Annotated in this window: 21 protein-coding genes and 4 pseudogenes; 18 read left to right on the top strand and 7 right to left on the bottom strand. The window is 52.8% G+C overall.

Translation table 11 applies throughout. From position 1 onward, the window contains the following. Window positions 1–29: 29 nt before the first annotated feature. Window positions 30–1,097 (bottom strand): DUF4126 domain-containing protein, encoded by a 1,068-nt coding sequence (locus JMJ16_RS52110; RefSeq protein ID WP_201394560.1) that lies wholly within the window; start codon window positions 1,095–1,097, stop codon window positions 30–32. Between the two features lie 416 nt (window positions 1,098–1,513). Here JMJ16_RS52110 and JMJ16_RS52105 point away from each other — a divergent pair. Together JMJ16_RS52105 and JMJ16_RS52100 are read left to right on the top strand one after the other, a co-directional pair. Beyond that, a pseudogene (locus JMJ16_RS52105) lies at window positions 1,514–1,879 on the top strand (IS6 family transposase); the annotation flags it as partial. A gap of 150 nt (window positions 1,880–2,029) precedes the next feature. Then, window positions 2,030–2,470, top strand: a pseudogene (locus JMJ16_RS52100) (transposase); the annotation flags it as partial. Here JMJ16_RS52100 and JMJ16_RS52095 read toward each other — a convergent pair. Beyond that, a complete protein-coding gene (locus tag JMJ16_RS52095) occupies window positions 2,448–3,029 on the bottom strand; it encodes a hypothetical protein (protein ID WP_201394558.1) in 582 nt (193 codons plus the stop codon). The pseudogene JMJ16_RS52100 and the gene JMJ16_RS52095 overlap by 23 nt on opposite strands. Before the next feature lie 557 nt (window positions 3,030–3,586). On the opposite strand from JMJ16_RS52095, the gene JMJ16_RS52090 reads away from it, so the two are divergent. From JMJ16_RS52090 to JMJ16_RS52075, 4 genes are all read left to right on the top strand, one after another. Continuing rightward, window positions 3,587–4,462, top strand: coding sequence for a 5'-3' exonuclease H3TH domain-containing protein (locus JMJ16_RS52090; protein WP_201394556.1), 876 nt, complete (start codon window positions 3,587–3,589; stop codon window positions 4,460–4,462). 427 nt (window positions 4,463–4,889) lie between these two features. Continuing rightward, window positions 4,890–5,831: a TIGR03621 family F420-dependent LLM class oxidoreductase gene (locus JMJ16_RS52085; RefSeq protein ID WP_201394554.1), complete on the top strand. Its 942-nt coding sequence runs from the start codon at window positions 4,890–4,892 to the stop codon at window positions 5,829–5,831. Window positions 5,832–6,407: 576 nt separating this feature from the next. Next, window positions 6,408–7,229, top strand: coding sequence for a helix-turn-helix domain-containing protein (locus JMJ16_RS52080; RefSeq protein WP_201394552.1), 822 nt, complete (start codon window positions 6,408–6,410; stop codon window positions 7,227–7,229). Between the two features lie 175 nt (window positions 7,230–7,404). Then, window positions 7,405–8,403, top strand: a complete 999-nt coding sequence (locus tag JMJ16_RS52075) for a methyltransferase (RefSeq protein WP_201394550.1) — start codon at window positions 7,405–7,407, stop codon at window positions 8,401–8,403. A gap of 327 nt (window positions 8,404–8,730) precedes the next feature. Here the strand turns inward: JMJ16_RS52075 and JMJ16_RS52070 are convergent, their stop codons facing one another. Together JMJ16_RS52070 and JMJ16_RS52065 are read right to left on the bottom strand one after the other, a co-directional pair. Further along, a complete protein-coding gene (locus tag JMJ16_RS52070) occupies window positions 8,731–9,171 on the bottom strand; it encodes an IS3 family transposase (RefSeq protein ID WP_255553346.1) in 441 nt (146 codons plus the stop codon). Window positions 9,172–9,247: 76 nt separating this feature from the next. Further along, a complete protein-coding gene (locus JMJ16_RS52065) occupies window positions 9,248–9,544 on the bottom strand; it encodes a hypothetical protein (RefSeq protein ID WP_201394546.1) in 297 nt (98 codons plus the stop codon). Between the two features lie 140 nt (window positions 9,545–9,684). Here JMJ16_RS52065 and JMJ16_RS52060 point away from each other — a divergent pair, with 140 nt between their 5' ends. Together JMJ16_RS52060 and JMJ16_RS52055 are read left to right on the top strand one after the other, a co-directional pair. Then, window positions 9,685–9,927 carry a hypothetical protein gene (locus JMJ16_RS52060; protein ID WP_201394544.1) on the top strand — a complete coding sequence of 81 codons (243 nt, stop codon included), beginning with the start codon at window positions 9,685–9,687 and terminating at the stop codon, window positions 9,925–9,927. A 21-nt stretch (window positions 9,928–9,948) separates the two neighbouring features. After that, window positions 9,949–10,623, top strand: coding sequence for a hypothetical protein (locus JMJ16_RS52055; protein WP_201394542.1), 675 nt, complete (start codon window positions 9,949–9,951; stop codon window positions 10,621–10,623). Between the two features lie 96 nt (window positions 10,624–10,719). On the opposite strand, the gene JMJ16_RS52050 is transcribed toward JMJ16_RS52055, so the two are convergent. Both JMJ16_RS52050 and JMJ16_RS52045 read right to left on the bottom strand, forming a co-directional pair. Further along, window positions 10,720–11,310: a transposase gene (locus JMJ16_RS52050; protein WP_201394540.1), complete on the bottom strand. Its 591-nt coding sequence runs from the start codon at window positions 11,308–11,310 to the stop codon at window positions 10,720–10,722. A gap of 168 nt (window positions 11,311–11,478) precedes the next feature. Then, window positions 11,479–12,189, bottom strand: coding sequence for a histidine phosphatase family protein (locus JMJ16_RS52045; RefSeq protein WP_201394538.1), 711 nt, complete (start codon window positions 12,187–12,189; stop codon window positions 11,479–11,481). Window positions 12,190–12,680: 491 nt separating this feature from the next. Here JMJ16_RS52045 and JMJ16_RS52040 point away from each other — a divergent pair. The 10 genes and pseudogenes from JMJ16_RS52040 to JMJ16_RS51995 all read left to right on the top strand — a co-directional run. Next, a pseudogene (locus tag JMJ16_RS52040) lies at window positions 12,681–12,864 on the top strand (hypothetical protein); the annotation flags it as partial. A gap of 66 nt (window positions 12,865–12,930) precedes the next feature. Continuing rightward, a complete protein-coding gene (locus JMJ16_RS52035) occupies window positions 12,931–13,797 on the top strand; it encodes a transposase (protein ID WP_236602182.1) in 867 nt (288 codons plus the stop codon). 715 nt (window positions 13,798–14,512) lie between these two features. Further along, window positions 14,513–15,037, top strand: coding sequence for a reverse transcriptase domain-containing protein (locus JMJ16_RS52030; protein WP_201394536.1), 525 nt, complete (start codon window positions 14,513–14,515; stop codon window positions 15,035–15,037). Between the two features lie 608 nt (window positions 15,038–15,645). After that, a complete protein-coding gene (ltrA, locus tag JMJ16_RS52025) occupies window positions 15,646–17,322 on the top strand; it encodes a group II intron reverse transcriptase/maturase (RefSeq protein ID WP_201394534.1) in 1,677 nt (558 codons plus the stop codon). A 149-nt stretch (window positions 17,323–17,471) separates the two neighbouring features. Beyond that, window positions 17,472–18,629: a group II intron reverse transcriptase/maturase gene (locus JMJ16_RS52020; protein ID WP_201394532.1), complete on the top strand. Its 1,158-nt coding sequence runs from the start codon at window positions 17,472–17,474 to the stop codon at window positions 18,627–18,629. A 126-nt stretch (window positions 18,630–18,755) separates the two neighbouring features. After that, window positions 18,756–19,055, top strand: coding sequence for a hypothetical protein (locus JMJ16_RS52015; protein WP_236602181.1), 300 nt, complete (start codon window positions 18,756–18,758; stop codon window positions 19,053–19,055). Between the two features lie 453 nt (window positions 19,056–19,508). Next, window positions 19,509–19,634 carry a transposase gene (locus JMJ16_RS57795; protein WP_374229197.1) on the top strand — a complete coding sequence of 42 codons (126 nt, stop codon included), beginning with the start codon at window positions 19,509–19,511 and terminating at the stop codon, window positions 19,632–19,634. A gap of 199 nt (window positions 19,635–19,833) precedes the next feature. After that, window positions 19,834–20,679 (top strand): annotated as a pseudogene (locus JMJ16_RS52005) (IS3 family transposase); the annotation flags it as partial. 414 nt (window positions 20,680–21,093) lie between these two features. Then, window positions 21,094–21,342 (top strand): hypothetical protein, encoded by a 249-nt coding sequence (locus JMJ16_RS52000; RefSeq protein WP_201394518.1) that lies wholly within the window; start codon window positions 21,094–21,096, stop codon window positions 21,340–21,342. 129 nt (window positions 21,343–21,471) lie between these two features. After that, window positions 21,472–21,783 (top strand): hypothetical protein, encoded by a 312-nt coding sequence (locus tag JMJ16_RS51995; protein WP_201394517.1) that lies wholly within the window; start codon window positions 21,472–21,474, stop codon window positions 21,781–21,783. A gap of 20 nt (window positions 21,784–21,803) precedes the next feature. Here JMJ16_RS51995 and JMJ16_RS51990 read toward each other — a convergent pair whose 3' ends face one another. After that, complete coding sequence (locus JMJ16_RS51990; protein WP_201394516.1) at window positions 21,804–23,018, bottom strand: IS110 family transposase; 1,215 nt, start codon at window positions 23,016–23,018, stop codon at window positions 21,804–21,806. Window positions 23,019–23,037 lie beyond the last annotated feature (19 nt).

Raw genomic sequence — 23,037 nt, 5'->3', positions numbered from 1 at the left:
GGGATACTCCCTGCAAGAAAGCCCTCTCTCTAGTTTAATGAGCGTATGAGCCATGAGGCTTGAGTCCTGCCCGGGGCCTTTTGAGCTACAGTAGATGGGAAGTGATAACGGCTAGAGACCATCGCTACTAGCTGTTCGGCTGTACGCTGTTGTGTACGCAACACTGTAAACTCATGCTTCTGACCGCTGTGTTCCTGAATTTGTAATGAGCCTTTCATGATAGCTTGTTTGAAATCAAGCGAACGAACAGAGGCGAAAGGTACAACTAGCATCAGGCGGGATTGGGAGGGAGGGAATAAGAGGAATCCTTTATCGGTTGCCACAAACCATGTTGGAAGCGCTACACGCCGCTTTCCCCATAGACCTCTTCCGGTCAGGCGCCGATGCCAGAGCAGCTCTACACCAGCTAGAGGCCGCGCCTGGAGCAACGTCTGAGCAAATAGCGCTCGCTCTGTGGGATTAATGCATCCGAGAAAATCCAGTGGTCCGGTAGGTTGTTGTGGTCGAGTGGCAAGAAATGCAGCCATGACACGCCACTGATAACGAATGGCACCGATAAACGACGGAGCGAAAATGAGGAAGATGACTAAAAAAATAAGCATTAGGTAGAATACCACGAGCGGAGCAACAAACACAAAAATGAGACCAATACCCACCCCTACATCCTCTGCCAAACCTAGTATTGGCGTGGCACCACCTCCCGTCACGGCAGAAGCAGAGGTACGTATCCCCATTTTTGTTGTGTGGCTAAGCGTTGCCATAACTGCACCCAGCATCACCAGTGGCAAGGCGCGATGATCCATCCCTACTGCGCCCGCTACCAGCGCTCCCGCAATGGGACGCAGGAAGGTGTGCACGGCATTCCAGATAGCGCTTGCACCAGGGATCTTGTCCACAACAAAATTGAAGATTGTTAGCACGGCCAGTAGAACAAGCGTAATTGGGTTTGCAAGGAAAGCATATTCAGGATTAAGCCGGAAGCCGGGGACAAGATGAAATTGCGCGAGTATGCCAACTATGAGAAGAGGAAGATACGCATTGATACCGGATAAAAAAGCTAGTCCCGCAGCGATACTAGAAGTGGTAAGGACATCCATGCACTACTCCTAATCACAGTAATAGTGTTTTGCATGATCTTGGATATATAAGACATTCGATCTGGCAAATTACGAAAGAAACTCATATTTGTTGATGAGTAGTATACGCAGAATGGGAGGCATCTTACCAGGACAATCACCGGACACTTTCCGGTCACTATGCATCTTTTGTATGCTAAATATAGCAGAGATTTACTGAATAACGTGAGTCTGAATAAGAAGGCCTCATGGTAAATTGACTGAAGAGTAAACAGATTTTGCGGGTCTTGGTCACTTTCAGTGGAAAAACACAGCAAGCGTGAAAGTCTGCTTGAACCAGGGCATCGAGGTTCTGTCAGAATTCGGAGGAAGCCTTGTCATGGAGGTTGTTTGCAATGTATGCTGAGAACAACGACTCATCTGCGAAGGAGTGCTTTATGACCTGCTCACATTGCGCCTCAGCTCCCACGAAAGAGCAAGCCCAGAAAACTGCGCTCGGCTATCGTCTATTCCGTTGCTCAACTTGCAAACGCCTCTTCAATGAGCGAACAGGAACGCCGTTCAACTTCCTGGCATATCCTACTGATATCGTCCTTCTGGTCGTTCTGTGGCGGCTCCGATACAAATTGAGCTTGCGAGATCTGGCTGTAATGTTTTTGGAACGCGGCTGGAAGTTCACTCACGAGGCAGTTCGGGAGTGGGAAACACGATTTGCTCCACTCATTGCAGTACGGTTGCGAACAAAACGACGCGAGCAGGCAGGACGGTCCTGGTATGTGGATGAGACCTACGTCAAAGTCAAAGGGAAATGGTGCAGGGCAATCGCATCTAATTTTGGGAACTGGCTCTACAAGCTGTCTCATAATAAATCAATTTTTCAATCTCTGCTGTATAGATGCGCTCTACAAGCCGCTTGAAAATTTAGATGCGATTGCCCTGGGAAATGGTGCTATCTCTCTCGGGCCATTGATGCGGATGGGAATCTGGTTGACTCGCAACTCAGTGAGAAGCGGGATATGGAGGCAGCCCAGCGATTTTTCAGGCAGGCGCTCGCTGTTGTCGGACACGCTCCCGAACGGGTAACAACCGACGGGCATACCTCCTCTCCACGAGCAGTACGTGAGATACTCGGTAGCAGTGTGCAGCATCGGACCAGCAAGTATCTCAATAATTGCATAGAGCAAGACCATCGGGGAATCAAGCAACGGTATTACCCCATGCATGGCTTCGGAAGTTTCGACTCAGCCGCTTGTTTCTGCTGTGCCTTTGACGAATTACGCAACTATTTTCGTACGCGCGCTCCTGCGGGAGAACCGGTGTCCCTTTCAGACCAACGACAGTTATTCTGTGAACGACTTACTGCCCTGCAACTCATGATGCGGATGGCTTCATAGCCCAATGGATTACGGGATCGAGGATCGGCTCTGCTTTTGTGTTCTCAGTTCTGACAGAACCTGCAAAGGCTTCGGGGATGGCGAACAGCTTGAACGTGAGCTGACCAGTCTGAGTCTTGCGAGCATTGCGAGCTAACCGCTCATCCCATGACAAGCAGTAATGCGCACGCTTTGCCTGAGAAATCGTCGGAGGGGAGACGGTTGGAGTGGGAGGACAATCTGGCCCCATCTGGATGTCCAGATGTTGACGGTGGAGACGCAAACAGGCCCGTCGCTGGTGCCGTCTGCTCCAGTCTCGCCAGAGCAGCGGAGCCGATCCCACCGGCAGGGGATGAAGCAGGAGGCTCACCTGACGCGGTTTGGTCATGGTGCTGCCGTTCCATTGGCACTGTTCGCGCAAGGAACACGGACGGCAATCGTGAATGCAGGCCCCATAGACCACGCGCAGGGTGCCATCGGCTTCGCGGCGGTGTTCGTGCGGGAGGAGTGTGCTGCAGCCAGGGAGGGAGAAGATCGGTGTACTGGTCCTCGTGTTCAGGAACAGCGCGAAGAGCCACATGGTCGACGCTTCGCGCGTTTTCTTGTGTTCGCTTGTGTTCGCGACTGGAAGCCATCTTTAGTGGCTTTGTCCATGAACGGTGGAGGGTTGGCCGGCGGCATAGGAGCTGCTCACGGCTGTATTAGGCATGCTGGTTGAGTTGCAGGGGCATGGATGAAAGAGCCTCCATACAAGCGTAATTGGCCGGAAATATGCTACACGCAAGCAGAACAGGCTGCCGCACTTTGTCAGTTATGTGACAAATGGAAACGCTCATGCCTGCCGTGATAGCATTTGGCGGATATGCTCCTTCTGAGCCACGTGTTGCTGTTGAAAAGCTTCTCGCACTGTTTGAAGATCAGTATGTAAATCCCAACATTGAGCGGCGCAGCTCGTCCAGATGAGAACAACGGATGTGTCTTTCGTGATAAGATAAACGACGAAGACAGCAATGTATGCGCCGATTATCCAGATCGTTAAAAGTATACAGATGACATCATTTATCTTGCCCTATAGTGATGTCTATTTTAGCAGAGGCTGGACAATTCTGAAATTATGGGAGGAGCACCAGATATTCTATGAAGATCTACCTAGTGGATGGTACCTATGAGCTGTTTCGCAGCCACTTTGGCGCGCCGTCGCGCAAGGCACCAGATGGGCGCGAGGTCGGCGCTACGCTGGGCCTTTTACGCAGCCTGCTGATGCTCTTGACGACGCCTGGCGTCACCCACGTGGCCTGCGCGTTCGATCACGTGATCGAGTCCTTCCGTAACGACCAGTACTCCAGCTACAAGACCGGCGCGGGCGTTGACTCCAACCTGATAGCCCAGTTCCCGCTGGCCGAAGAGGCTGTTTCCGCGCTTGGGCTGGTGGTCTGGTCGATGGTGGAGTTCGAGGCCGACGATGCCCTGTCCAGCGCGACCGCCCGTTTCAAGAACGAAGCTGGGGTCGAACAGATCGTGATCTGCTCGCCGGATAAGGATCTGGCCCAGCTGGTCTCTGGAAGCCGCATCGTTGGCTGGGACCGCCGCCGCGATATGCTCATCAATAAGGCGGGCGTGGTGGAGAAATTTGGCGTGCACCCGCAGTCGATCCCCGACTGGCTGGGGCTGGTGGGCGATGCGGCCGACGGCTTTCCCGGCATCCCGGGCTGGGGTGAAAAATCCGCGGCGGCCGTGCTTGCAAAATACGAGCACCTCGAGGCGATCCCTGCAGATCCGCAAACCTGGGGGTTGAGCGCCAGCCGCGCGGCGCGCCTGGCTGAGAGCCTGGCACAGCACTGGGCCGAGGCGCTGCTTTTCCGCAAACTGGCTACGCTGCGCGAGGATGTGCCATTGAAGGAAACGCTCGCCGATCTGGAATGGCAGGGCGCCTACGAACGGCTGAAAGATGTCTGCCACGGGCTGGGCGATGAAAAGTTCCCTGGGCGTGTTCCGAGGTGGCGCGAGAGATGAATTTGGCACCTTCAAGCAGGGGTAGCGCTACGCTGGCTTTTTAACCATTTGCGTGGGAAACGCGCCCACATTCGGCCGCGAGCGCTCGTATCTACAAACTACCAGTGCATAGCTGGTAGTTTGTAGACCACTGAGCTTCCTGCCGTTGCCTCTTCTTTTTAACATTCCCTGATTAGAGCATGGCTGCTCAAGCCTGACAAATTGACACCGTTCCGACAGATTCTTTACCACAAAGCGTCGAAGAGAAAGCCGTACTGGAAATGATCGAGGCTGAACCCAACCCATTTAACGAGACGAAAAACGGGACACAAGCTGAACCTGAGATAGAGACTGTTCTGGCAAGCAGCCATGATTTATGACAAAATTTTAACAGGTCGACAAAATTGTCGGTGAACATAGCCGTATCAAAGGAATCAGGAGAAGATATATGCCACACGTACGACCGTTTCGCTTTGGCATCATTACAGATGGCGCCCCTACCCGCGAAGAATGGATCACACGGGCACGAGAGGCCGAAGATCTGGGCTACTCTATCCTCTTGCAGCCAGATCACTTTACCAACGAGTTTTTCCCTCTGGCCTCCCTCATGGCAGCCGCGGACGCGACGAAAACCTTGAGAATTGGCACACTGGTCTATAACAACGATCTTCGTCACCCGGTCCTTCTCGCGAAAGAGGTGGCGGCGCTGGATATGCTCTCGGGTGGACGTTTTGAACTGGGCATTGGAGCGGGCTGGAATCGACCGGAATACGACCAGGTTGGTATGCCCTTTGAACGTGCCGGGCTACGCATTGAACGCCTGGAAGAAGCCTTAAAGATTATTAAACAAAGCTTCAGTGATGAAACCGTCAATTTCACCGGCAAACACTATACCGTGACCGATCTCAACGTTACGCCAAAACCCATTCAGCGTCCTCACCCGCCGATCGTCATGGGTGGTGGTGGCAAAAAACTCCTGAGCCTGGCCGCGCGCGAAGCCAATGTTATTGGTCTGCACATCAAGGTGAATGATAATGGCACAGTCGATGCCACAGAAAATATTGAGGATACCCTGACCGAAAAAGTCAGGTGGATTCGCGAGGCCGCGGGCGAGCGTTTTTCGTCCATCGAGTTGAATATTCTTATCTCCGGCTTCGCCCTGGCACAAAATCAGCAGGAGGCCGCGAAACAATATATCCGCGAAAGAGAACTGACAGACGCCACGGTTGAGCAGGTGCTTGACAATCCTTACGTCATGCTGGGAACCACCGAACAAATGGTCGAGCGTATCCAGCTCTGGCGCGAGCGCCTGGGCGTCTCATATCTTGTTATCCGCGCCGAGTATATGCGCGCCTTCGCGCCGGTTGTGGCCCAACTGGCAGGGAAGTAAACGGGCGGAAAGAGTGAAATTGGGCGCCCACCTTGCCCAATACGTGGGAGAAAGGGCTAAAGAGATTGCCCGCGTACACAACATCGCTGTTGTTACGCGCGGCTTCTCTTACCCGGCAAAGGGCTTAACGTCCACTGGAGACCTGTAAAAGCTCTTCTGAGATATCCTGCCAGACAAGCTGATTGGCCTGCTGGATTGTGAGAACATTTTTTGACTGCACGCTCAGCATATCTAGGGGATATATGGTAGTGTCGAGCGTTACTTGGCGCATGGGGAGGGAGAGGGAGAGCGTGGGGAGCGGATTGACAGGCAGGCTGCTCGTTCGCCGTAAGAAGCTGCGTACAAAAATTAGCGAAAATCGGGCCAGAATCTTTGTTGAACACCTCTTTTTGGGCGGATAATTGAGTCAAAATGGCAATCAAATGCGCCAACACCTTGTTTTTGATCAGAGAATGAGGTATACACTGGAACAATATCCATTTCCGATCGCATATCGTCGGGTGGTGAGTGCCTCTCATTGCGCTTGCCATAGCCGCGAGAATGGCGAGAGTAGTTTCCATCGATTGGAGGTAACTCGTGGCTGTCTCGTCCCGTTTTCTCCCCTCACCTCTGCTTGCGGCGTACGTTGAGGCTTTCAGCATTTCGGAAGGGGAGGCAGAGCTTCCCACCAGGGAACGCTGTCTTCCCAATGGCCGGATGGCGATGGTGATCAATCTGGGCCATGACACGCTTGCCGTCTCCACTCCACGACATGGCGACCAGTTTGAGAGCTTTCATGGCGGCGTACTCCACGGTGCCTTTTCGCAGGTGGCTGTCATTGATACGGCCACCTTGGTTACCACCATCAGCGTCTGCTTCAAGCCAGGTGGTGCGCGTCCGTTTCTGCCGATGCCTGCCACCGAGTTGACCAACCAGGCGGTGGACCTTTCTCACGTCTTCGGACCTGCCGCCCTTGAGTTGCGCGAGTGCCTACTAAGAGCCCATACGAACGCTGATAGGGTGCAGATCCTCGAACGCTTTCTCCTGGGGAGGATAGCCTGGGAACAGACACGACCTTCTGCCGTCACGTTCGCGCTGGCTTCGTTCCAGGCCGAACTAAAGGGACGCCCCATCTCGGAGGTGACCGCACACCTTGGCGTGAGTCCCAAGCGCTTCATCTCCCTGTTCGAGGAAGCGGTCGGACTCACGCCGAAAGTGTTCTATCGCCTGCAGCGCTTTCAGGAGGCGCTACGACGGACCCCAAAAAGGCCACCCGTCCAATGGACAGACCTGGCACTCTCCTGCGGGTATTTCGACCAGGCACATTTCATCCACGACTTTCAGGCGTTTGCTGGGATGAGTCCGAGCGTCTACCTGGCGCAGCGAAGTGAACATCACAACCATGTTCCTCTTCCCTGACCCGGGACAAATTTTTACAAGACAGGTCACGTTTCCTGCGATAGCATAGGTGCCATGCCACTGGCTCAATGCTTCTCGCGCTTCGCGATGGTGATCAAGACGATCTCCCAACAGAGATCCAGATCAGGTCGCGATGTATGGGAGAAGGCAAGAAACCGAGAAGGAGGAACAAGAGATGACAGAGACAGATGACCAGACACCAGCGGAAAGCGCCAATCTGAGCGCGCTGAGCGATCTGTGCACACCCTGGTGTATCCATGTGGTGGCAACCTTGCGGATCGCCGACCATATCGCCGCTGGCATCACCGCTATCAAGACCCTTGCCGATAAGGCAGAGTGCAATGCCGACTTCCTGCAGAGGGTGCTCAGGCACCTGGTGTGCAAGGGCGTCTTTGTCGAGCCAACACCCGGTCAGTTCGCGTTGAATGAAGCAGCCCAGGGATTGCTCGATCCCGTCTTCCTTGATCTGGGCGGGATTGGCGGTCGCATAGCCTATGCCTGGGGCAGCCTTCTCAGCGCAGTTCGGACAGGCGCTCCCGCCTACCATGAGATTTTCGGCCTGCCTTTCTGGGAGGACCTGCAAGCGCATCCGGACGTCGCGGCGAGCTTTGACGCGCTGATGGGGTCGGCAGGTCACGGCACGCCCAACCCGGAGGTGCTCCTCACGGGAGACTGGAAGGAGGTCAAGACGGTGGTGGATGTCGGCGGTGGAACGGGAGCCTTGCTTGCGGAGATCTTACGTGCCCACCCTCAGATCCAGGGCACCCTGGTCGATTTCCCTGGGACGGTGGCCCGCGCAGGCTCGGTCTTGCAGGAGGCTGGCGTGAGTGAACGTGTCCGAACGGTTGGGCAAAGCTTCTTCGACCCGCTGCCGGCCGGGGCGGATCTCTATCTCCTGAAGTCTATTCTCAACGATTGGCCCGACCGAGAAGCACAGCTCATCTTGAGCCGTTGTGCCGAGGCAGCACGCCCGAGCGGCCGCCTGATGATCCTGGGCGGGGTGTTGCCAGATGGCAGTGTGAATTCTCTTCTCACACCGGAGATAGTCTTACTTGGAGGCAAGGACCGCACGCTCAACGAGTTTCGAGAGCTCGCCCACCAGGCTGGGCTCAAGGTTCAGGCTGTTGGGCAGCTCCCATCTGGTCGCTTTGCTGTCGAGTGCCATCCAATGTGATGCCATTGCCATCCCACTGGATAATCGCTTGAGAAGCAAGAATGAAAACGGAGCGCCATCGCCGAAAGTGATGGCGTTCTTCTCTGAAAATATGATCAAAATTTGACACATTATCTTGGAACTCCGTCATTTTTCTCTTCTGACCCATATCTCCCCGTTTCGGCGAGGTGAGCTTGACCCGTTTTAGAAGAGTCGAGAAAGGTGGAGAACGCCTGAGCGTTTGAAGGGTGAGTGGGTCCCTTCCAACTGAAGAAAACGTTAAGAACATTAAGTTAAATATTTGAAAGGATTTTTAGCATATCAGAAAAAGGACGTTACGTCAACGTTTTAAACGTTTGTTTCCTGCTCCTTTCTCCTCTGCTGTTCATAAGCCAGCGGACTGAGATAGCCCAACGCCGAATGGCGACGTTTACGGCTATAGAAGATTTCGATAGAGTCGAAAATAGCTTGCCGGGCTTGAGCAACGGTCTGATAGCTCTGACGATGAGTGCATTCGCGTTTGAGAGTCCCAAAGAAACTCTCGGTTGGTGCGTTATCCCAGCAATTGCCTTTTCGGCTCATACTACAGACGATGCCGGACCGCGTTAAAAGTGCCTGATAGGCTTGACTGGTGTATTGGCTACCACGATCCGTGTGATGCACCAATCCCGGCTTTGGACGACGTTGCGAGAGCGCCATCTGCAATGCCTGATAGCATTGTCTACATTTTCGAGCAGCCAAATGGACAGGGACAATGGTTCTGGCGTGGATACGTGTTCGGGAATACAACAGATTGTGCTGGACAAAATTAGCGTTGAAGAGAGGCGAGGATTGCCCCTACTGCTCTTTTCTCGTTTTGGGATTGCTAGAAGGAATGGGTAAAAATATAATTGCGCGTCGTGGAGGGACGGGTTGGACCCACCACTTCGACCTCTTCATGCACTACCACGCTTTCCAGCTCGTCATCGAGTTGCTCGGTTTCGCGGAACTCACCCCGGAGCATACTGAGGGCGATTCCAAGCCACTCGCGAAGAAAATCAAAATGGCGTTGACAAATTCTGCCCACAGTGCCAGAGGCGCGACCCTGCCGAGAGGATGACGCAGGAGGGAGTCGTTCCCATGGGACTCGTAACCTTTCTGTAACGAATGAGAGACGCTTCACCGCTATACTTCCTCCTGACAAGGAAATGAAACCAGCCGTTGAGGAAGAGGAGATCTGCATTCTCCCTCTGAAAGAGGAAACTCTTGAGCAAGAACATCTCTCTGTCCCAGATCAATGGTTCCAAGAGAGGAAGGATACCGATGAATCGTTCCCTGTTTTACGTGCGCATCCCTTTTCTGCGGATGGCTCTTCTGGTCATGCTGTTGCTTGGCATGCTTGTGGTTACCGTGAGTCAGAAGACACAGACGGCTCATGCCAGTGGCGGCAACCCTCCCGGTTACGTCTGGTCGATCAATTGCAATGGCTACCAAGGCGTGCTCGCGTTTGAAACGATCTCGTACCTATGGAATGATTATGAGAATGTGTTCGATGCCCCTTACTGAGGCCACGTCTTTAATGATCGCATGATGGGGTGGTGGACCAGATCGGTCCAGCTCAATAGATCGCTCACCGTCAGCTTTGTACGCTTGGAGGATCAATCTTCAGGTTACCCTACCTCCTTTCAGGTCTATAATGGCACGTTCTCAAGCGACGGGCTACACATGTTGGGAACCTTTCGGGAATTTACCGGGGGCAGTTTCCCTGATCCTATCAGTGGGAAGACGCGCTATGCGTACACTGGTTCTTCCCAACTCTATCCCTGGACGGCCACCTTTAGCAGTACGGACGCCCTGGATGAGGCCACGCCTCTTCCCACGGGCTACGGGCGCTGGCAGCTTTTGGCCAACGGCTTTCCTGGAGAACTTCAGACCCGAAACGCGACCCAAATGTACGTCTATGGGAATGGAGCGATCGGCAATGTTGCATCTCCCCCGATAACTTATCCCTGGGGTGAGTACCCGATGTACTTTATCCGCGCCCTTTCCGTCGATTTGAGCTACTTCCAGGTCTACCAGGGTACCTACAAGACCAGGGCGGTTGGCATTAAACCAGGAGGAGGGAGCATTTACCAGACAACGGCAAGTGGATCGTTTACGGAAGTAATAGGTGGCGCATCAGGCACCAACTATGATTGGAATGCCACCTATCTCGGGATAGGGCAGGGCTCTCAGGCATCCAGATCATCACAACGGTGGTGACAGGCGTGCTCCCTCTGCTGAAAGAGCAAGAGGGAGCACGCCTGTTGTGCTTTGCCAGGAAGGATCGGTCTCTCGGATTACTTAGGAGCCTGTTTCCTACGACGTGAACCTGAAGGTGAGCAAGCGAGGAACCATCCGATCGTTGCCAGGAAGCAACGCCCTTATGCCTTGGGAGCACGGTCCCATTGAGCATCGGTGAAGATGACTCCTGGGTGCGTGGTGAGGTCCAGAATGAGCAGCCTGCTGCGGCTGCTGCGGCTGATGTGGGGAGAAGTGTGTTGCTCGCTGGAAGCTGACCGCCTTGCGCTTGGAGGCATCGGCATGTACCTTGGTCCCATCCAGACTGATCATCCCCAGTTTCAGCACACCCGCCTCCTGAGCGAGCAAGAGGATCTGGACGAAGAGGTCTTTCAGCTCGGGCAGGAAGGTGCGCCGAAACGTGACCAGCGTATCGTGGTCGGGATGCAGGTTGCCCGCGATGAAGCGGAACGGCACCGCCTCATACGTGGCGCGTTCAATTTTGCGCGAACTGAACACCCTGGTGGCATAGCCATAGAGCAGCACACCCAACAAGACTTCAGGGGCATATGGTTCCCCGCCGCGCGGCCCATACTGGGCATACAGAGCCGAGAGGTCGAGCTGAGCCACGCTGTCTACCACGAAGCGCGCCAGATGCTCAGGCGGCAAACAATCCCCAGGCGCACCGTCAGATCGAGTGTCTGCTTGTAGTCCACTTTTTTGAATCTTCTCTTCATGCTCGCAAGTATACCACCACAAGCGACGGTAAGATGGCACAAAAAAGAACTCGCTCCAGCGAGTTCTTTTTTGTGCCTATGGGCAGATCGTTTGCTGTTGTTACTGCCCTTCCATCACTGAGGAGACCACCTCACTGACGTCCGTCAGCACAGATGCCTCATCAGGTTTCTCAGCAAACACCGATAGGTCGACTCTATCCAAGTGATGCCTATCATTGTAGCGTTCGAGCAGCCAGTGGGGCGGCCAACCTTCACGCGTAAGCAACTGCCAGTGAGTGATGGCGGTAAAGTCGGTATCGACGCCAGCGCAGTGAAGATTGTGGATATTCATGCCAAAGAAGTAGGTGAAGCTGGCCTCGACAATCCCGCCATGGCAGACCAGCACAATCGTCTTCCCCGCGTACTCTTGCTCCAGGCGATTGAGTGCTGACATGGCACGCAGATTGAATTCCACCCAGTTCTCGCCATCGGGTATCCAACGAAAATACGGACGCTGATCGCGCGGCACGTCTTTCCACATGCTGAGAAACTGCTCCCCACTCAAACTGCCATCTTCGTTGCGCCACTCTTCAAAATCAGGATCTTGCACTACAGGCAGCTTGAGCGCGGGCGCGATCACGTGGGCAGTGTGCCGTGCACGCTGCATGGTGCTGGTTATCAACACATCCGCTTTGATCTCGTCGGTCGCAATCAACCGATCGCGCAATAGCTCGGCTTGCTTCACACCGAGCGGCGAGAGGCCGTGGTCAACCAGTTTACCATCGATTTCACTGATATAATCGCCGTGGCGAATGATATAGAGAGAGGTCATGAGGTTTTTCTCCTGGCAATATATGTCCATCCAAGATATATCCGCTATGGATATAGTAAATGAATGGTGGAGATTTGTCAATGGAGCTCTCCCCCATCATCACAAGTCAGAGGCACTAGCTTCTCTCCGACGAGCTGCTAGTGCTCTGTTCCTCATTGGGGCTATGCTAAAAGAGGAGAAAGCAAGTCACCAAGAGAGGAGCAGAGTACTAAGGTGTTTAAGCGAGAGTAGGCCGCATTGTGGCTCCTCTTTTCGGGGGAGTCTTCGCGACTGCGGCGCTCAAGGGTAAGGGGTATGGGCCAGAAGGGCACCTACTCCAACAAATTCCGAAAGAAAGGGTGTGATAAACGTTTCCACGGAATCATGCCAGATATTGACAATTGGAGACATCTCTGGTAGAGTTTCGTTAGAAAGAATGTTCTTATGTGAAACGCCAAGAGAGAGATTCACTGACACGAAGGATGTGTTGTTGGAAAGGAAGAAGGCGCAAGGTGCAGTTAGTCGAACGACATCTCATTCGTCATCAGGATGCACGCTTTGCGGTCATTGATCGAGCAGCTTTTGCCTCCAAAAACCTCTATAATCAGGCCAATTACCACGTTCGGCAAGCCTTCATTCACCCACGGAATGCGCAACGAGATGTTCTCTCTCGCGAACTGGCTCTGACCCTGCTTTGAGCCATTGGCCACTTTCTATCTTGGAACCACGTCCAAGAAGTTGGAAGCCTGGCTGGGGATAGCGGTGAAGCGACCTGCAGAGCTATTTCATCTGAACTGTGCATCTCGTTGCGCATCCCGTGGGATTCACGAGGGAACCTATCTGCCCTACGCCGCCATCTTTCATCGCTTGAAACAGCATGAGGCCTATTGTGCCCTGCCTCGCAAAGTCAGTAATGCCATCCTGATCCAACTCCACCACAACTGGGTCAGCTTTTTTGAAGGCATGGAGGCCTATCGCGAAGACCCCTCTCCCTTTACAGGACGCCCCAAGATCCCTGGCTATCAAGACAAGACCAAGGGCCGCTTCCTGCTCATCTACGAGAAAAAAGCCCTGGGCAAGAGGGCATTCAAGCGTACAGGCAAGCTGGTCCCATCAGGATTGCCCATCGAGATCGCGACCCAGATCACCTGGGAAGCCATCAGGCAGGTACGCATCGTTCCACGCGCCGATGGCTACATGCTGGAGGTCGTCTATGAGCAGGAGATCCAACCGGCTGCGGTCAACCCGCAGCTTCGAGCAGCCGTGGATGTGGGTGTCAATGTGCTCGCAGCCATCACCAGCGATAAGCCCGGCTTTGTGCCTCGCCTGGTGAGTGGCAAACCCCTCAAAAGCCTCAATCAGTACTACAACAAAGAGCGCGCCAAGCAGCAGCAACGCCTCGCCCATGAGAACCGATATACCTCACGTCATCTCGATCGTGTAACGACGAAGCGCAATCGCCGTGTGGATGCCTATGTGCACACGGCTAGCCGTCGGATCATTGATCTGTTGGTGAGCGAAGGTATCGGAACGCTGGTGATTGGCAAGAATCCCTTGTGGAAACAAGAGGTGAGCATGGGGTGCAGGAATAACCAGCAATTTGGTGCGCCGCATCAACGGCGAAAATGAGTACAGCATATGCTGTGTAGGTTGTTGGAAAACCTACTACACACCCAACTTATCCCTGTCATATGACTTGAATCCCGAAAGGGAGGGGGGAGTGTAGCATGTTGGGAGCAAGGCAGCGTAAGGAAAGGCCACACTTTCTTGATCTGTCAGTGCAAGGACGTGTATGGTTAAGCCTAAACTGGTTAAATCCTAGTTCATGCGGTTTTTCTGGTGATGCCAGCGAACGTGGCTGAAACGCTGGTTCAGGAAGTAATGGTGTATCACGAATTTACAACATTATCCAACCTTCCTGACGCACCCTTGTACGAGGGAATATGAACGAACAGGAGACCTGGAGCACGTCGCATCTCATGCCGCTGGAAATGCGGGATCACCTAAACAGGGGAGACCCTGCATGGTGACAGAACTCTCGCAATACCCAAGGTGGGCCTGTAATGGGTTCCGCAGCCCGTGTAAACGGGATCGGCAGGCGGATAAGTGGCTAGTGATAGCCACGAAACCATACCTGTCTGAGGGGAAGGAGAGCAGTCTACTCAGCTTATCAATTAACGAAAGCGAGGGTGTGCTGATGCTACCCGCTCAAGTGATTAGAAGATTGGAAGCACTCGGAGAAATCTCCAAACAGGGAAAACGGTTAAATGGTCTCTTCCGTCTCATGGAGAGTCCTCTCTTGTGGTATGAAGCTTACGCCAATATCTACTCGAATGAGGGGGCAATGACTAAAGGAGTGGATAACACCACTCTTGATGGTTTTTCCAATGAACGAGTCGAATCGATTGTACAACGGCTCCGAGAAGGAAGATACTGCTTCAAACCAACCCGTCGTGTCTATGTCCCGAAGAAGAACGGCAAGAAACGCCCTCTAGGCATTTCTTCAGGAGACGACAAATTAGTACAAGAAGTGGTTAGAAGGATACTGGAACAGATTTATGAGCCGATCTTTGTTGATCGATCACATGGATTCCGACCAGGGCGTTCTCCCCACACGGCGCTCCACCAAATCGAACAGGAGTGGACAGCTTCCAAATGGATGATTGATATGGACATCCGAGACTACTTCACTACGATCAATCACGATCTATTGATGAGTTTTCTCACTAAGAAAATTGAGGACAAACGCTTTCTTCGCCTCATTCGAGCCATGCTAGACGCTGGTTATCTAGAGGAATGGACGTACCACACGACCTACAGCGGCGTCCCTCAAGGATCAATCGGTGCGCTACGAAGTACACAGCAGTAATCTTCATGAAAGGAGAATTCCAATTGACGAAGTAGCATCTCCCCCAAGATGCTAAGGCTAATCTGGCAGGCAGAGGACAAAGAGCATCAACCTGTCTGAAGCCCAGAAAACACGGGACGAAATGCTGGCACTCCGTTACAGTATGAGGTCTCTAGCCTGAGTCACGCTATGGCTACGCGAGGAACTCTTGTTTGAAGCGTCCTCACCTTGAGCACACTGTAAACGACGGAGATGGTGTGAGACAGCAGGTAATCGAGGTATGAATTGGCCTGGATGAAACGGTCTATCGATCGGGACCAAACCGCTCTAGCTACAGGGGTTTAAGCTATCGGCTGTTGTCGCGGGTACTGGGTGTGTACCTGACGGGCGTAAAGAGAGAGCCTACAGCGAGACGCAACACGTACTGCTCTGTGAACGTAGGAAACGCGATGATCGATCTGAGACAACGAAAGGTCGGACGTTGACCCAGACTGGATTAGCTGCGATTGAAGTGATCATCGCGTGGCGGAGTGGCCGTAGTAGTTGGAGCCGGAAAACAGTCCGGCACAGGGCGAAGGGCCACAGTCATTGTACAAGGAAACGACCTGGGTACGAGAGGACTAAAATGTATGTCCGATATCATCAAAACCCAACGCAGCCTTGCCCTAAAAGCGATGCACAATCCAACACACAAATTTGATCATCTTTACCGACTCATTTGCCAGGAAGAGTGGATACATCGCGCCTTGGCTCTGGTTCTCTCGAACAAAGGAGCCAGAACATCGGGAATTGATGGAGCGACAAGAGAAACGTATGATCCACCAGAGGCATACATCGCTCTCATACGGGAAATTCAGCAAGAGCTTCGAGAGAAGCGCTTCCGTCCAGATCCCGTTCGTCGTGTCCACGTTCCGAAAGCCAATGGGAAAATGCGTCCACTTGGCATCGCCACTATCAAAGATCGAGTGGTGCAAATGCTGATTAAGATGGTCTTAGAACCTATCTGGGAAAGCGACTTCCTCAATTGCTCCAATGGCTTCCGGCCAGGGCGCAAAACGATGGACTGTATTGCTGCACTTGATAGCTACATCAACAATCAGAGCAAACACTTCTGGGTCATTGAAGGGGATATTAAAGGTGCCTTTGACAATGTTCAGCATGACATATTGTTGAAGAGCTTGGCAGAACGAATTGCCGATCAACGCCTTCTCAAACTCATCAAATGCTTCCTCAAAGCAGGATTGATGGAGCATGGCCTCTTTCAACGGACGGAGCTTGGCGTCCCACAAGGCGCAATCTGTGCGCCTTTGCTGGCGAACGTGTACTTGCATCAACTGGATCGCTACTGGTGGAACAAGTACGGTAGCCTACGTCCAAAACAGAAAGAGTATCGCCGGAAGAAACACCTGGGGAACTGTGCCCTCATCCGATATGCTGATGATTGGCTGCTTCTTACCAATGGTAGCAAATCAGAAGCCTATCGCCTCCGAGACGAATTTCAGGCCTTCCTAAGGGAAGAACTGAAGCTAGAGCTTTCGGTAGAAAAGACACATATTACCCATGTGAACAACGGTTTTGATTTTCTGGGATATCGCGTTCGGCGCTATGTGAGTGGACATGATCGACCGAAGATGCTCGTCACGCCTACCCGCAAAGCACAGGAACGCTTGAAAGCCAAAGTGAAGGAGATGACGGCCAGGAAACGGTACAAAGATCAACCGCTCCTCAAATTTAGCGCCCTCAACGCGGTACTACGTGGATGGATCATCTACTATCGCCATTGCAATGCCAAACAAACGGCGAAAGCACTGGACTTCTGGGTGCCAAAGCGGCTCTTCATCTGGTTGAAGAACCGCCATCGACTCCCAACGAGAAAGATTCTCTCCATGTACAAGCTGCGCCAGGAAGGAAAACGCGACAACTTTGGCATTCGGAAGGGAGAAACGATGCTTTATCTCTACCGAATGAGCGATCTGCCGATTACGAAATATCGGTCACGAACGCACCCACACCCGTACCTGACAGGGAAATGGGAAACCACGATTGAGGAAGCGGAAACTCCATTACCGAATTACATCTGGCTCGGCAATGCGGAAAACAATGAGCAATGGAGAGTGATCAAAGAAGAAGTGATGGCAGAGCGTGGAGCGAAGTGTGAGCGGTGTAGCAGTACCGTGAACCTCGATCTGCATCACATCAAAGCCCGCCGTTATGATGGGAAAGATGTGAAAGCCAATGCACAACTGCTCTGCGAAACCTGTCATGTGCAAATCACGCCATACGGGGATCACAAACGATTGCAATGAGGGAAAGCCGGATGATGCGAAAGTATCCAGTCCGGTTTGGCGAGAGGAGTAGAGAAACACGCCCATTGAGAGATGAGAAGGTGCGCTCCGCTCCTACTCGACTCTCACCCGTTTTGGCGAACGTATATCTCCACGAATTAGATCTCTTCATGAAAACCATGAAAGAACAGTTCGATAAAGGAGTACAACGCAAGAGCAATCGAGCGTACAAACGCCACTCAGACAAAATCCATCGTCTCAGGAAGAAAGGGGATAGGCTGAAGGGAAAGGAGAACAGTAAAGAAACACTTCAAGCTATCCAAAGGGAAATCAAAGAGACCCAACGCCAGAGAAGACGCCTGCCAAGTAGCGATCCATTCGACGAGGGATACAAGAGACTCTCCTATTACCGCTACGCCGACGACTTTGTAGCGAGCATCATTGGCTCAAAAGCAGATGCCGAACGCATCCAGCAAGAAATCAAGAGATTCATTCAGGAGACACTCAAGCTGGAAATAGCCGAAGAAAAGTCTCACATCCGGCACAGTAAACAAGGCGTAATCTTTGTCGGTTACTGGATTAAGACGTATTCGGGCGCACGTGTGGTCAAGGCTATCATCCATAAGGGAAGACACACCACACAAAAATCTATGTCCGAACGCATTCAAGTCCAGATCCCACCAGGAAACCTTCAAAAGTTCTGTGCAGAAAAGCGCTATGGAATCTATGAAAACGGAGATGGTCGCCACAAGGCAGAACTCTCGATACTCAGCGACGCAGAAATCATTCTTGCCTACAACGGGGAACTTCGGGGCTTGGCAAACTACTACGCTCTGGCGCACAGTGTCAAGGGAGAGATGAACAAACTGGCCCATATCTGGCAAACAAGTCTGTTCAAAACTCTTGCTCACAAGCACAAAACCCATGTGACCACTATCGCCAAGCGCCTCAAGACGGATAATGGCTATGTTCATACCGTTCAAGAGAAAGAGAAGACACGAATAATCAGACTTTTCCGACTAAAAGACCTGAAAACGTCACCTCTTACCTATCAGAGTATCGATATTCCTCCCAATACGTTTGCGCTAACGCTCAGTCGTTCAGAACCGATCCGAAGGATCAATGCGGAGCAATGCGAATACTGTGAGACAAAAGAAGGGCCGTTCCAAGTTCATCACATTCGGAAGATGAAGGATGTGGCAGACGGGAAAGAACTCTGGCAACGCATCATGGCTGCGAGACGAAGAAAGACACTCGTTCTTTGCGTTAGATGCCATCAACGCCTACATACTGGAACCCTCCCTGGAAGGAGCCATTTCAAGAGATGAGTAGAGGGCGAGCCGTGTACGGTTAACGCTGTACGCACGGTTCTGAGAGAGGGTGACGAGTGACCTTGCAAAAGGCACTCGCTCCCTACTCTATTGCAGCTTCCCCATGCCCGTTTCATTGAGCAGTTGACCTACAAAGCGCACCTGGTGGGGATCAGAGTCATCCTTCAGGAAGAAAGTTATACCAGCAAGGCCAGTTTTCTAGACAACGATCTCATTCCAACCTATGAGGCCAATGCTGCGGAGAAGCCGGTGTTTTCAGGCAAGCGTGTTGCTCGCAGTTGGTATCGTGCCAGGGATGGACGCCTCATTCATGCCGATATCAACGGATCGTACAACATCTTACGCAAAAGTAGCTCCGACCCTTTGCAAGTGGGGCGAGGAGTAGTGGGAGTGGCAGTTCTCCCGAGACGGCTGGCCGTCTAAACGGATGACTTATAGGCATATGTGTCATCATTTTAAGATACTGTAACTAATAGCATTTAATGGCCACAGCGACCATTAAATGCTATTTGGGAAAATTCTCCGATGGTTTTAGAGACATGTTTCAGTGTACATGAATGGTATGGCCAGCATCTGTCAAGGCTGAGAGCGCTTGTGGCAAACTCTCCTTTTTGACAAGGACATAGTCCGTATCGTATTTTTGATCGCGGCTATCTCAGCTTTGCTTTCTTTGATCAGCTTTCCAGCCGAGGGATCTGGTGGATTAGTCGGTACGCCCACCAGGCGAGCTATCACGTGTCGCACATCTGTTATCAAGCTGATGGGGTTCTCGATGCGATCGTGTACCTGGGAGCCTCTCAGGACAATCAGGCCCGTTATCCCGTGCGCTTGATCCAATTCTAGCTTCATGGGCGTCACTATCGCTACCTGACCAATGTGCTTGTTACACATGTGTTGAAGCTTTCGGATGTGGTGAGCTTATATGCGCGCAGATGGGATATCGAACTGGCCTTCCGGGCGATTAAAGATCATCTCAATCTGCATCACCCTGTGGAGCGCTAAGTGGGCGGTGGTGCAGGTGCAACTGTGGTGTTGCCTCATTCTGGCACAGGTTTATCATGCCTTACAGGTGGAGATTGCCGGGCAAGTAGGCGTGGAGGTCTTTGAGGTTTCCCTCGATCTGTCTGGAAGAAGAGAATCGCCAATTGAAGCGCGAAGTGGAGATCTTGCGTCAAGAGCGTGATATTCTAAAAAAAGCTATCGGCATCTTTTCGCACGTCCCTCGATGAAGTATGCGTTTATCGCACAGCATCAGGATGACTACCCGATCACGGTGATGTGTCGTGTGCTTGAGGTGTCAGTCAGCGGCTACTACGCCTCACGGCATCGGCCCCTCAGCCAACACCAGCGAGAAGATGCCACGCTTGCTGCCCAGATTCAAAGCCTTTTTGTGCAGCATCGTCGGGTCTATGGAAGCCCACGTATTCATGCTGCCTTGCAAGCTGAGGGCGTGCGATGTGGCCGCAAACGCGTCGTGCGACTCATGCAGCAACTGGGACTGTGTGCCAATCCTCGCCGCCGATCCAAGCCCAAGACGACGCAGAGCGATCCGAGAGCCCAGTGCGCGCCCAATGTCCTCAACCGTGACTTTACAGCTGCCTGCCCCAACGCCAAGTGGGTGACTGATGTCACGGCCATCCCGACGGCAGAGGGGTGGCTCTACCTGGCCGTCATCTTGGATCTGTTCTCTCGCATGGTGGTGGGATGGGCCATGTCCCCAAAGGACAATGAGCACCTGGTCACGCTCGCGTTGCACATGGCGCTGACTCGTCGGCGTCCGCCACCTGGCCTGCTTCACCATTCGGATCGAGGCAGCGAATACACCAGCCATGGCTACCAGGCGCTGCTTGCTACCCAAGGCATCGAGGTGAGTATGAGTCGCACGGCCAATTGCTACGATAACGCAGCAAGAGAATCCTTCTTTGACACACTCAAGAGTGAATGCGTGAAGCGGACGCATTTCGCCACCCAGCAGCAGGCCAGAGTGACCATTTTCGAATACCTGGAGTGCTTTTCCAATCCGATACGTCTGCATTCCACGTTATAGTACGTCAGTCCGCTTGTCTATGAACAAGCTTTTCCCAATCGTTGACATAACCCACTTTCGGATCTCCACAAATCTGGGTGATGGTCATTCCTCTCAATCAGGACGAGGCTTCACCGCTTTTGGCAGTATCATACAGGTGCCTGCCCACTATGGGAAACCACGAAAATAACTTGACCTTAAAAAAGAGATATGGCATATTCTGTGGAGATTCAGCTTGAGGGCGAAGAGATGGTTCAAAGGAGCAAGGATAGTAGGTGTGGACACCTGATTTTTAACACAAGAATTGCGTACGCCGTCAACTGAAACCATTGGAGCTTTTGTGAAACATCTTTGGCATAGGCGCGAGAAGATATTGGTAAATTAACTGAAGGGTGGACAGATTTTGCACTGAAGGGTGGGAATTTGATCTGAATCATGGGAATTGATGTTTCGATGCCTGGGAAAACCGCTCCCTATCTGGCTTTTTCTCTCGATACGTTGTCAATTGGTTGGCTTGGGGAAGAACAGAAAGCTAAGAAAGCCATCAGAATCATCGTACTCTTCCACCAGTTACATGGGGAGATCTATAGTTGGGGGATGATGTCCTTCCGCTTTTCCCACGCGTCCGAAGAAGAGAAACAGGAAAAGCGATCAAAAGCCACTCTATCCCTTGGCAAGGGATAGAAAGGAAGGATAAATGATCACGAGACCTGTTTTGTGTGTCCCAACTCGTTGGGATGGCTTCCATTGACACGAAAGACCCTCTATGTCAAGAGCAAAAAAACGAGAAAGGAAAAAGCAAGGTGAGCAGAGGTGAAACTGCCTCCCGTGTGGGGTTACAAGTCTCCCACCTCGGTCAAGGCCAAGACGAGCGCGCCCACCTCCGACTCTTTCCCCTCCTGCGCGGCCTTGACTCGAGGTGGTCTGCTGCGAGTAACCCACACCGGGAGTCGGGAACGCGGTGGTGGGCTGCGGCAGACGTTGGAGCGAGGGGCAATGATGAAGGAATGGCTCACGCTCGGCAGAAAGAGCGCGGCGGGAACCGTTTGGGCGGCTCCGTTGGAGCACACAGTCTCAGCACTGACAACAGACGTTGCAATGCTCAGTGGACCCAACCAGCCATGACGCCAAGGGACAGCCTGGGTTTAGGCGACACGTTGACGAGGCGCGTGAGCCAGCTTCGCCGCTTCAAACGTTGCGGCCTGATAGAGGTCCTTCCTCACCCACATGCGATAGATGATGCGTACCCAGACATTTGCCAGGCAGCGGACGGCCATACTATGGGTCTTGCCTTCCATCCGCTTGCGCTGGTAATACGCTCGTGCCCAGCCATCTTGTCGTGTCGTCTGCCAGGCAAACTGATAGAGCACATTACGCAGCGGCTTGAGGCAGGCAAAGCGTTTATGGGCTTTGGAAAAATTGCCGCTTTGGAACGGCACAGGAGCCGTACCCGCCAGTTCCTGCACGCTTTGGGCATCTCGGTAACGCGCTCGGTCATCACCCCATTCGGCAAGCAGTCGCGGAGCCAGACGCTGAGCAGCCCGAGGCAGAGATTGCCACAGGTCATGGTCGGGATGCTTCAAAAAAAGGGTCGCAATCTCCTTATCGTAGCCTTTGATGTCCTCAAGCAGTGGCAGCAACTGTCTGACCAGCGAGAGCATCAGGCGCGATTTGGCACGCACGATGACCTCATTGGCCGTCAACTCTTGGTGATGCAGTTGCTCTACCATCTCAAGGGCTGCCCGCCGCGCATTGGGATACTTGCAGCTTTTGAGCAGTGCCTCAATCTCTTCAAGGGAAGCGGCGGCCGCTGCGGTTGGAGTCGGATACGCCTGCAAAAACAGCAGCGTCGAGGGCTGATGCAGTTTTCCAAACAGCTTCAAGCTGACCGGGTAATACTCTTTGAGGCAGGCGGTGAGTTGGTTGACCAGTCGCGTTTGACTTTGAATCAAAGCATCCTGATCGCGTGTGAGCGTCTTCAATTCAGCAATGATCGGGCTATCAGGAGAGAGGCGACGCAGATCGGCTAGGTCGAAGCGTCCGGTTTTCGCCAGCAGATAGGCATCAATGCGGCCTGTCTTCGCGCCTGCTGTTTTACGCAGTGTATTCGCGGTCTTCGGGTTGACCGGATACACCGGAATGCCTGCTTCCAACAGGAAGGTAATGAGCAGGCCGTGATTCGTTTCGACGATACAGGCCAGATCCTCCGGCCTAGAGGCTATGCCCAGCAAAAAGTCTTTCAAGTGGTGCAAACCTTGATGGCTGTGGGCAAAACGCTGCGTTCCCACCCGATGTCCGGCTTCATCGAGGACAACCACATCATGATGGGTATCGCTCCAATCCAATCCAACATACCACATCTTCGAACTTCCTTTCGCC

This window comes from Ktedonobacter sp. SOSP1-52 (assembly GCF_016587395.1).
The sequence above is the reverse complement of the archived record's forward strand: the minus strand, read 5'-3'. Positions and strand labels throughout refer to the sequence as shown.